At 72.4% G+C, this 9,615-nt stretch carries 8 protein-coding genes; 2 read left to right on the top strand and 6 right to left on the bottom strand.

Translation table 11 applies throughout. The features are described from left to right. Nucleotides 1-26: 26 nt before the first annotated feature. A complete protein-coding gene (gene alaS / locus AB0C36_RS41555; protein ID WP_358364612.1) occupies nt 27-2,684 on the bottom strand; it encodes an alanine--tRNA ligase in 2,658 nt (885 codons plus the stop codon). A 453-nt stretch (nt 2,685-3,137) separates the two neighbouring features. Between alaS and AB0C36_RS41550 the strand changes: the two genes are divergently transcribed. Together AB0C36_RS41550 and AB0C36_RS41545 are read left to right on the top strand one after the other, a co-directional pair. Then, nucleotides 3,138-4,190, top strand: a complete 1,053-nt coding sequence (locus tag AB0C36_RS41550; RefSeq protein ID WP_358364610.1) for a selina-4(15),7(11)-diene synthase — start codon at nt 3,138-3,140, stop codon at nt 4,188-4,190. A 56-nt stretch (nt 4,191-4,246) separates the two neighbouring features. Beyond that, nucleotides 4,247-5,602 carry a cytochrome P450 gene (locus AB0C36_RS41545; RefSeq protein WP_358364608.1) on the top strand — a complete coding sequence of 452 codons (1,356 nt, stop codon included), beginning with the start codon at nt 4,247-4,249 and terminating at the stop codon, nt 5,600-5,602. Here AB0C36_RS41545 and AB0C36_RS41540 read toward each other — a convergent pair. The 5 genes from AB0C36_RS41540 to AB0C36_RS41520 form a co-directional block, all read right to left on the bottom strand. Then, the gene (locus tag AB0C36_RS41540; RefSeq protein WP_435839224.1) at nt 5,589-7,217 is read right to left on the bottom strand and encodes a cytochrome P450; all 1,629 of its coding nucleotides are present in this window, start codon (nt 7,215-7,217) and stop codon (nt 5,589-5,591) included. The genes AB0C36_RS41545 and AB0C36_RS41540 overlap by 14 nt on opposite strands. Further along, nucleotides 7,214-7,885 carry a GTP-binding protein gene (locus tag AB0C36_RS41535; RefSeq protein ID WP_358364607.1) on the bottom strand — a complete coding sequence of 224 codons (672 nt, stop codon included), beginning with the start codon at nt 7,883-7,885 and terminating at the stop codon, nt 7,214-7,216. Before AB0C36_RS41535 ends, AB0C36_RS41540 begins: the two co-directional genes overlap by 4 nt. After that, a complete protein-coding gene (locus tag AB0C36_RS41530; RefSeq protein WP_358364604.1) occupies nt 7,866-8,219 on the bottom strand; it encodes a DUF742 domain-containing protein in 354 nt (117 codons plus the stop codon). Before AB0C36_RS41530 ends, AB0C36_RS41535 begins: the two co-directional genes overlap by 20 nt. Continuing rightward, complete coding sequence (locus tag AB0C36_RS41525; protein ID WP_358364602.1) at nt 8,216-8,626, bottom strand: roadblock/LC7 domain-containing protein; 411 nt, start codon at nt 8,624-8,626, stop codon at nt 8,216-8,218. Before AB0C36_RS41525 ends, AB0C36_RS41530 begins: the two co-directional genes overlap by 4 nt. After that, nucleotides 8,626-9,615, bottom strand: a 990-nt coding sequence (locus AB0C36_RS41520; protein WP_358364598.1) for a sensor histidine kinase, incomplete at its 5' end; no start/stop codon positions are given. The genes AB0C36_RS41520 and AB0C36_RS41525, both read right to left, overlap by 1 nt.

Below are 9,615 nucleotides of genomic sequence, written 5' to 3'. Positions count from 1 at the left end.
GGGGAAATCCCGGTCCCGGGACCGACTCAGCCCAGGACCTCGCGGGCGCGGGACGCCGCGGTGCGCAGCGCCTCGTCCAGCGACCCGGTACGGCGCCCACCAGCGCTCGCGAGTGCGCCCTTGCCGCCCGCACCGCCGCCGACCAGCCGTGCCGCGTCGGCCAACAGGTCGCGTGCCGCCACGCCTTGGTGTGCGAGTTCCGGCGAGACCGCCGCGACCAGGAGCGCTTTGCCGCCGTCGGTCGCGCCGAGCACGACGACCCCGGGGCCCGGTCCGCGCAGCCGGGCGACCGCCTCCGACGCGAGGCCGCGCAACTCGTCCGCCGTCACCCCGTCGACGGTACGCGCGACCACGTGTCCGCCGTCGCCCGCCGGTTCGGCACCGTCCGCGAGATCGCGCGCCTGCCTTCGGAGTTCGTCCGTGCGCAGGCCGTCGAGCCGCGACCGCGCCGCACCGAGCGCGTCGAGGCGCTTGCGCAGCACGCCGGGTGCGTCCGTGGGCCGCGTCTCGAGCAGATCGGCCAGTTCGCGCAGCAGCCGCCGCTCGCTCTCGCCCCGATCGAGCGCTTCGTGACCGGTCAGCGCCTCGACCCGGCGCAGGTTCGCGCCGATCGAGGCGTCGCCGAGCAGGCGGAACGCGCCGACCTGGGCGCCGTGCGCGACGTGGGTGCCGCCGCACAGCTCGCGGGAGAAGTCGCCGATGTCCACGATGCGGACCGTGTCGCCGTACTTCTCGCCGAACAATGCGAGAGCACCCGCCGTTTCCGCTTCGGCGCGGTCCGCGTACCACGCCCTGACCTCGGGGTCGGCCAACACGTGGTTGTTGACCGCGTGTTCGATGTCCGCGAGCTGCCCGGGCGACAGCGCCGAGAAGTGCGCGAAGTCGAAGCGCAGCCGGTCCGGTTCGACGAGCGAACCCTGCTGGCGGGCGTGGTCGCCGAGGATCGCGCGGACCACCGCGTGCAGGATGTGCGTCGCCGAGTGCGAACGCGTCAGCGCGGCACGGCGGTCCGCGTCGACCGACGACCACACCGCGTCGCCGGTGCGGACCTCGCCGTCGAGTACCTGCGCCGAGTGCACGCGGAACCCCTCGACGCCGTACCGGGTGTGGGTGACGCGCAGCTTCGTGCCGCCCTCGGTGGTGATGACGCCGGTGTCGCCGACCTGCCCGCCCGCTTCCGCGTAGAACGGCGAGCGGTCGAGCACGAGTTCGACGGTGGCACCGGGGGACGCCGCCTCGACGACGTGGCCGTCCGCGACGATGCCGCGTACCCTGCCCTCGCCGTCCAGACGTGTGTAACCGAGGAATTCGGTGGCGGGGAGCCGCGCCGACAATTCGCGATAGACCTCCAGGCGGCGCAGCGCCTCGGCGGTCCTCCCTTTGCCTGCGGTCTTCGCCCGTCGGCGCTGCTCCTCCAGCAGTGCCGCGAACCGGTCCTCGTCGACGCCGAGCCCCGCGTCGCGCGCTGCCTCGACGGTCAGTTCGACCGGGAAGCCGTACGTGTCCGCGAGTTCGAACGCGGTCTCGCCCGTCAGTGCCGTCCCACCGCCGTCGCGCGTCCGCGTGATCGCCGCGTCCAGCAGCCGCGTGCCCTGGCTCAGCGTGCGCGCGAAGGACTCCTCCTCGCTCGTCACGACCCGCTCGATCAGCGAGGACTGCCCGCGCAGCCCGGGCCAGACGTCACCCAGGTTCGCCACGACGCTCGCGGTGGTCGCGGGCAGCACATGCCCCTCGATGCCCAGGCTCCGCGCGTGCCTGACCGCCCGCCGCATCAAACGCCGCAGGATGTAGCCGCGCCCGTCCTTCGCCGGCAGCACCCCGTCCGCGATCAGGAACGCGACGGAGCGCGAGTGCTCGGTGACGATCTCGAAGGACCGCCGGTCGGGCCCGTCCACGCGGTAGTCGCGGCCGGACAGTTCGCGCACCGTGTGCAGGGTCGGGAGCAGCAGGTCGGTGGAGACGACGTTCGGCACCTCCTGGAGCACGGTCGCAAGACGGTCCAGGCCCAGCCCGGTGTCGATGCCCTTGCGCCGCAGCGGGCCGAGGACGGGGTAGCCCTCCTTCTCCGGTCCTTCGCCGCGCCGCGACTCCATGAAGACGAGGTTCCACAGCTCGATGAACCGCTCGCCGTCCACCGCGGGCCCGCCGTCGGGGCCGAACGCGGGGCCGCGGTCGAAGTGGATCTCCGACGACGGGCCGCACGGCCCGGGCACGCCCATGGACCAGTAGTTGTCCGCCATGCCGAGCCGCTGGATGCGCGACGCGGGTACGCCGAGCGCGCGCCACAGCCGCTCCGCCTCGTCGTCGTCCCGGTAGACGGTGATCCAGAGGCGGTCCTTCGGCAGCCCGAACTCCCGGGTGACCAGCTCCCACGCGTAGGCGACAGCTTCGGACCTGAAGTAGTCGCCGAAGGAGAAGTTCCCGAGCATTTCGAAAAACGTCGCGTGCCGATGTGTCCGTCCGACGTTCTCGATGTCGACCGTGCGCGCACATTTCTGCACACTGGTGGCACGGGGGAATGGTGGCTCGCTGTCACCGACGAAGTACGGAGTGAACTGGTTCATTCCGGCGTTCGTGAGAAGCAGTGTCGGCTCGGCGGGTACCAAGGGGCTGGAGGGCACATGCCGGTGCCCTCGGGAGGTGAAGAAGTCCGTGAACAGGCTTCGGATCTGCGTCGAACGCATGACGGCGGTACCTCACAGGGGAGTCGCTTCAGGGGGAGGGCGACACGCCGAGCCGGGCCGAGAACTGGGTCTGAGAGGTCCTCAGATCTCCGACTCGACGCGGCTAGCTCGCGTTCCCACCTGGTACGCCATGGCTGCGGTCCGTCCGTGCTCGTCGCCGCCGACCCGGGCCCTGGTGGTCCCGGCCGTCGCTGCGGTGCTTCCGACTGTACCCGGACAACGGGCGGGTCGTGGCATGCATTCCCGGCGCCGCCAACCGACGGTCCGGTCGCCCCGCGGACGTGCGGGGCCACGCGTACCGGCTGGGTCGAACGGGCCCTGACCGGCAGGTCGGCGGTCGCAAACTGACCGAAAAGCGGGGCAGTTCACCGCAAAAGTCGAGCACGATCGCAAGATCCTTGCGGATACCCTCGCCGATGCCCTCAGCCGTGCGGTTAGCCAAGGTGGTCGAACATGACGCAGATTCTGGCCGTCCCACCGCTCTACTCGCCCTTCCCGCCCGCGATCCATCCGCGGCACGCCGAGATCGACCGGCAGACCGCCGAGTGGGCCGACAAGTTCGGCATCGGCACCGACGAACTACGCGGGCGCCTCGTCGCCCAGGAGATCGGCGCCTTCGCCTCGCGCGTCCTGCCGGAGGGGCAGGAGGACGCCGTACGCATCCTCGCGGACTTCATCCTGTGGCTGTTCGGCGTCGACGACGGCCACTGCGAGGAAGGACCCGCGGGCACGGACCCCCGCGAACTGGTCGCGGTGCTCTCCCGGCTCGTCCGCATCGCGCAGAACCCCGAAGTGCCGATGATGACCGACGACCCGCTCGCCGGCGCGCTGCGCGATCTGCGGCGGCGGATATCCCTGCTCGCCAGCCCGGCCCAGGTCGCGCGCTGGGTCGACGCCCTGCGCGAGTACTTCATGTCGGTGGTGTGGGAGGCGTCGCACCGCAGCCTGGGCACCGTCCCTGACCTCAACGACTACACGCTCATGCGCCTGTACGACGGCGCCACATCGGTGTTCCTGCCGGTCCTCGAATTCGCCCACGGGTACGACCTGAGACCCGACGAACGCGACTCGGTACGGGTCCGCGCCCTCGCCGAGATGGCCTTCTTCGTCATCACCTGGGACAACGACATCGTCTCGTTCCACAAGGAGAGCCGCGGCGACGGCTACTACCTGAACGTTCTCAAGGTGCTCGGCAGCGAGTACGGCCTCAGCCCCAGCGAGGCGCTCCCCGTCGCGATCGCCCAGCGCGACCGCGTGCTGGTCCTGTTCCTGCGCGAACGCGCCCGCCTCCTCGCCTCCGCCGGACCGGAGTTACGCCAGTACTTACGCAGCCTCGGCGCGTTCATCCGGGCCGCCCAGGACTGGGGGGTCACGTCGGTGCGCTACACCACGCCCGGCGACCCCGCCGAACTCCCCGAACGGTTCCGCGACACCCCCACCGACTGGGACCGCGAGCCACTGCCGATCCCCGCGATCGCGTGGTGGTGGGAGATCCCGCCCCCGTGACACCCACACACCGGCACGACCCGCCCCAACCCTCGAACGATCGAATGGAGACCCGGATGGCCGCCGACTTACGCTCCGTCCCGCGCGCCCCCGGCCACATACCCGTCCTCGGGCACGCACTTCCCCTGCTGCGCCGACCGCTGCCCTTCCTGTGCTCGCTGCGCGACACCGGCGACATCGTCCGGGTCGAACTCGGCACGATGCCCGTCTACTTCGTGACCACCCCCCGGCTCATCCACGAGCTCCTGGTGACCAAGGCCCGCCACTTCGACAAGGGCCGCCTCTTCGACCGGGCCCGCAAGATCGCCGGCGAAGGGCTGGTGACGGCCGGCGAGGAGGTCCACCGCCGGCACCGGCGCCTGATGCAGCCGATGTTCCACCACGCCGCGCTGGCCGCGTACACCGACACGATGGCCGAACAGGCCCGCCTGGTCGCGGACTCCTGGCAACCCGGCCGCGCGATCCCGCTCAACGAGGCGCTGTACGACTACGCCATAAACACCGTCACCGCCACACTGTTCTCCGCCGACCTCGACACCAAGGCGGCCGAGGCGGTGCGCCACGACGTACCCGTCCTCATCAAAGGAGTGCTGGTGCGGGCGGTGCTGCCCGAGTTCCTGGACCGTGCCCCGGTGCCCTTCTACCGCGAATTCGACGCCGCCACAGCGCGGTTGCGCGCCGTCATCAGCGACCTGGTGGCCGCGGCCCGGCGCGCGGGCGACACCGGCGGCATCGACCTGCTGTCCACCCTGCTCGCGGCGCGCGACGCCGACACCGGCGCCGCGTTGACCGACGACGAGATCCGCGACGAACTCGTCACCGTCATGTTCGCGGGCACCGAGACCAGCGCGTCCACCCTCGCCTGGATCTTCCACGAACTGGCCGCCGACCCCGAGGCCGAGCGGCGCGTGCTGACCGAAGTGGACGACGTGCTCGCCGGCGGCCCGGTCGGCCTCGCCGAGGTCGGCAAGCTCGGCTACATCGACCGCGTCGTCGACGAGGTCTCGCGCCTGCACGCCATGCCCATGCTGATGCGCCGCGCCACCACCGAGGTCGAGATGGGCGGCGTACGCATTCCGCCCGGCACCGAGATCGCCTTCAGCCTCTACGCCATGCACCGGGACCGCAGGGTGTACGCCGACCCCGAGCGCTTCGACCCCGACCGCTGGCTGCCGGCCAACCGGGAGGGCAGGCCCCGCGAGGAGTTCATGCCGTTCGGCGCGGGGACGCGCAAGTGCATTGGGGACGCGTACGCGCGTATGGAGATCGCCGTCGCGGTCGCCACCATCCTGTCCCGCTGGCGGCTGCGCCCGGTCCCCGGCACCCCGGTCAAGGAGGTCGCGGCGGCCGTCGCGCACCCCGACCGGCTGCCGATGGTCCCGGAGCCCCGCGCCGCCGTCACCGGCCGCTGAGCCAGCCGGTGAACCGGCGCCACAACGAGCGCCGGGGCGCACGCCGGGACGGGGCGCCCGCGGGCCGGCCGATCGTCGGGGCGGACGCCGGAACGGGCGGCGGAGCCGGGTGGCCGTCCGCGGCGTACTGCCCGGACGGTCCGGACGGTCCGGCCCGCCCGGCGACCGCCGCCTCGCGCGCCCCGACGCCCTGTCCCGCCGACCACGCCGCCTCGGTCTCGCCGGGGCGACCCGGCCCCCGGGCGGCAGGCACCTCGCCCGCCGGCGACGGGCGGCGCGCGGTGAACACCACCGGGAGCGCCGTCAGGTGCCGCGACATCCACGACGACACCCACACCAACTCCTTGTCCTCGACCGCCAGATGGATGTCCGGCAGGCGCGCCAGAAGCACGTCGACGGCGGTCTCGGTGATGGCCCGGCCGATGTCCTGCCCCGGGCACTCGTGCGGACCGCCGCTGAACGCGAGGTGCGAGCGGTTGCCGTGCATCGGCACCGTCAGGTCCGGGCGGATCTCCGGATCCGCGTTCCCGGCCGCGAGACCGAGCAGGATCATGTCGCCGGCCTTGATCTGCCGGTCGCCCAACTCGGTGTCGCCGACCGCCCAGCGGCCCGGGCAGACCATCGTGGACGGCTCGTCCCACAGCACCTGCTCGACGGCGTCGGGCAGGGTCATCCGGGCGCCCGCGAGCGAGGCGCGGAAGCGGTGGTCGGTCAGCACCATGCGCAGCGTGTTGCCGATGCAGATGGTGGTGTTCTCGTTCGCCGCGACCAGGATCATGCGCAGGTGCTGGAGCACCTCCTCGTCGCTCAGTCCGGCCGGGTGCGCCATGAGCCACGAGCCGATGTCGTGGCCCGGCTGCTCGCGCTTGAGCGGGATGTACTGCTCCAGGACCTCGACGACGTACTCGTTGCTCCGGAATGCGGTCTCGCTGCCGCGCACGAGGTCGAGGGTGGCCTCGACCAGGCTGGGGCCGTACTCGTCCTTCATGCCGAACAACTGCGTCATGACCAGCATCGGGAGCTGCTCGGCGAACTGCGCCACCAGGTCGGCCGTACCGTCCGCGGCAAATCCGTCGATGAGCTGGTTCGCGAACCGCGTGACGTGCCGGCGGACGCCCCTGCGGTCCAGCCTGCCGAGGCTGTCCGTGACGGCGGAGCGCAGGCGCTCGGCCTCCTCGCCGTCCAGGAACGCGCACAACGGCTGCCAGCCGACCAGCGGCAGCAGCGGCGAGTCCGGCGCGACGTCGCCGCGCCGGAACGACCCCCAGTTGCGCGAGTCGCGGGAGAACCGGTTGGGCGTGCGGACCACGTCGAGGTTCTCGCGGTAGCCGAGGACGAGCCAGGCCGGCAGGTCGCCCTCCATCAGGACCGGTGCCACCGAGCCGTATTCGGCGCGGAGGCGGGCGTACATGCCCATCGGGTCGGACTTGTGCTCGTCACTGGACAGCCGGGCGATGCCGGCCGCCGAGCGCGTCGCCGGGTCGGGGGACCTGGGCGCGTGAGCGGCGTGTGCTGCTGCTGCGGGATCTGCGGGATCTGCAGGGTGGGCGGCGTGGGCCGGGCAGCCGGGGGGCGGTGCCGCGGCGGTGCCGTCGTCGGCGGTCGGCGTGGTCATCGTGCCTCCGAATCGGCGAGCGTCATGGCGTGCAGGTAGCGCGTGAGTTCGAGGAGGACGTCGCGACTGGAGGCGCGGCTGCGGGCGTCGCAGCCGACCACCGGGACCCACTCGGGAAGGTCCAAGGCGTCGCGGAGCTCCGCCAGTTCGTGCGTCGGCGCGTCGGGGAACGCGTTCACGGCCACCACGAACGGCATGCCGCGCTCCTCCAGGCGGCCGATGATGTCGAAGCTGACCTCCAGGCGGCGGGTGTCGACCAGGACGACCGCGCCCAGGGCCCCGTCGAAGAGGCCGTTCCACAGGAACCAGAAGCGTTCCTGGCCCGGGGTGCCGAACAGGTAGAGCACGAGCCGGTCGTTGATGCTGATGCGGCCGAAGTCCATCGCAACCGTGGTCTCGGTCTTGCGCTCCACCCCCGTGACGCTGTCGACGTCCTCGCTCGCCTGCGTCATGGTCTCCTCGGTGGTCAGCGGCCGGATCTCGCTGACCGCGTGCACCATCGTGGTCTTGCCGACCCCGAAGCCGCCCACGATCACGATCTTCACGGCCGCGGCGGCGGACGCCGGCAGCACGTCCTGCGCGCGGGGCCCGGGTATCGCGGTGCGCTCGGCCGCCGGGACGCCGTACGCGCCGCCGCGCGGGCCGGGCTCAGAGATTCCGTAGTCCATGCATCACCGCCTCGAGCAGTTGGATGTCCGGCAGCGACGCGGCGGGGACCGGCGCCCGCGCCTCCACCCGCCCCTCCGCCAGCAGATCGGCGAGCAGCACCATGACGATGCTGGCCGGCAGCGCGAGGTAGGCCGAGATCTCGGCCACGGACAACGGGTATTCGCACATCCGCACGATGGCGGCGTGCTCGGGCTGCATGACCGGATCGGGTGTGGACCGCGACACGATCAGGGTGACCAGGTCGAGGGGGGAGTCGGTGCCGCGGCCGCCGGTGATGACGTACAGCCGCTCCGGAACCCCCTCGTCCCAGCCCAATCGCCGCGGACCTGTCATGTGGCCCGCCCGGCCGGGGTCGCCCGCGGGGGACTGCTGAGGTGCTCGCCGATGCGCGCGACCAGATCGCGCATGCGCTGGCCCATCAGGCCGGCGTCGACGCCCTCGTCGGCGAGGACCGCGAGGTACGCCCCGACCCCCGCCGCCATGAGGTAGAAGAACCCGCCGCCGATCTCGATCACCACCAGGCGCATGCGCCCGTCCCCGTGCGGGAATTCGGTGGCGATCGCGGCGGACAGGCTCTGCAGTCCCGCACACGCCGCCGCGACCCGGTCGGCGGTGTCCATGTCGCAGCCGTGCTGCGCGATGCACAACCCGTCGGCGGACAACACCACGACATGGCGGGTCTGCGGGACCGAATCGGCCAGGTCCTTCAGGATCCAGTCGAGGTCTGCTCGCTTCTGCACTACCGGTCTCCCTCGTCCAACGCTTCGTCGCGGCCGCCGGGGGCGGGCGGCTCCCCGGACACGGCGTTCTGGAACGCCGCGAGCCACAGCCCCGGTTCGGGGGAGGCGTGCGGTGCGGCACCGGCCGCGGGCGGCGCCGCGTCGGTCCGTGGCGGGGCGGTCTGCGGCTGTCCGACCCTCGGCGGGGTCGCGGGGAGGCGCCTGCGGCGCTGCGGCAGCCCGTTGGCGGTACGCCCGACCGCGTCCTCGGGGTCCTCGGGTCCTCCGCGGCCCCGCGTCCCGTACACACGTTCGTCGAACTCGCGTTCTCCGAAAGCGTGTTCGCCGCCGTCTCGGCGGTTCCCGGGCCCGCGGTCGTCGCGCGCGGCCGTTCCGTGCACCGCAGTTCCGTGCGTCGCGGTGCTGCGGGACACGACCCCGCGCGCCGGGCCGGACGGCTTCCGGGTCCGGGCCGCGGGGAGCGCGTCGAGCCCCGGAGCCGCGCCGGAGACCACGGACACCGGTGCGGTGGTGATCAGTTCCTTGGGGATCACCAGGATCGCGCGGACGCCGCCGTAGGCCGACGGCCGCAGCGCGACCCGGAACCCGTGCTCCTGTGCCAGGCGTCCCACCACCGCGAGCCCGAGTCGCGGCGATTCGCCCAGGTCGGCGAGGTCGAGGCCGGCGGACGCCTCTTCGAGCAGCCGCTCGACGCGGCGGCGGGCCTCCTCTGCCAGGCCGATGCCGCCGTCCTCGATCTCGACCGCGACGCCGGACTGCACCTCGCTCGCGCTCACCCGCACGACGGTCTGCGGGGGCGAGTAGCGCGTGGCGTTGTCCAGGAGTTCGGCCAGTGCGTGGATCAGCGGCTCGACGGACATGCCGACCACCGCCACTTCGGTGACCGCCAGCAACTCGACGCGCGGGTAGTCGGTGATGCGGGAGACCGCGCCGCGCAGCACGCTGTAGAGCGGGACGTTGTTCTGCCACTGGCGGCCGGGCCGCGCGCC

Source organism: Streptodolium elevatio, assembly GCF_040649515.1.
Taxonomy (GTDB): Bacteria; Actinomycetota; Actinomycetes; order Streptomycetales; family Streptomycetaceae; genus Yinghuangia; species Yinghuangia elevatio.
This window is presented reverse-complemented; position numbering and strand designations above follow the sequence as displayed.

Excerpts from the sequence above, each read along its gene's own strand:
- AB0C36_RS41540 (WP_435839224.1), bottom strand. The coding sequence starts at position 7,217 with ATGACCACGCCGACCGCCGACGACGGCACCGCCGCGGCACCGCCCCCC.
- AB0C36_RS41535 (WP_358364607.1), bottom strand. The coding sequence starts at position 7,885 with ATGGACTACGGAATCTCTGAGCCCGGCCCGCGCGGCGGCGCGTACGGC.
- AB0C36_RS41545 (WP_358364608.1), top strand. The coding sequence starts at position 4,247 with ATGGCCGCCGACTTACGCTCCGTCCCGCGCGCCCCCGGCCACATACCC.
- alaS (WP_358364612.1), bottom strand. The coding sequence starts at position 2,684 with ATGCGTTCGACGCAGATCCGAAGCCTGTTCACGGACTTCTTCACCTCC.
- AB0C36_RS41550 (WP_358364610.1), top strand. The coding sequence starts at position 3,138 with ATGACGCAGATTCTGGCCGTCCCACCGCTCTACTCGCCCTTCCCGCCC.
- AB0C36_RS41530 (WP_358364604.1), bottom strand. The coding sequence starts at position 8,219 with ATGACAGGTCCGCGGCGATTGGGCTGGGACGAGGGGGTTCCGGAGCGG.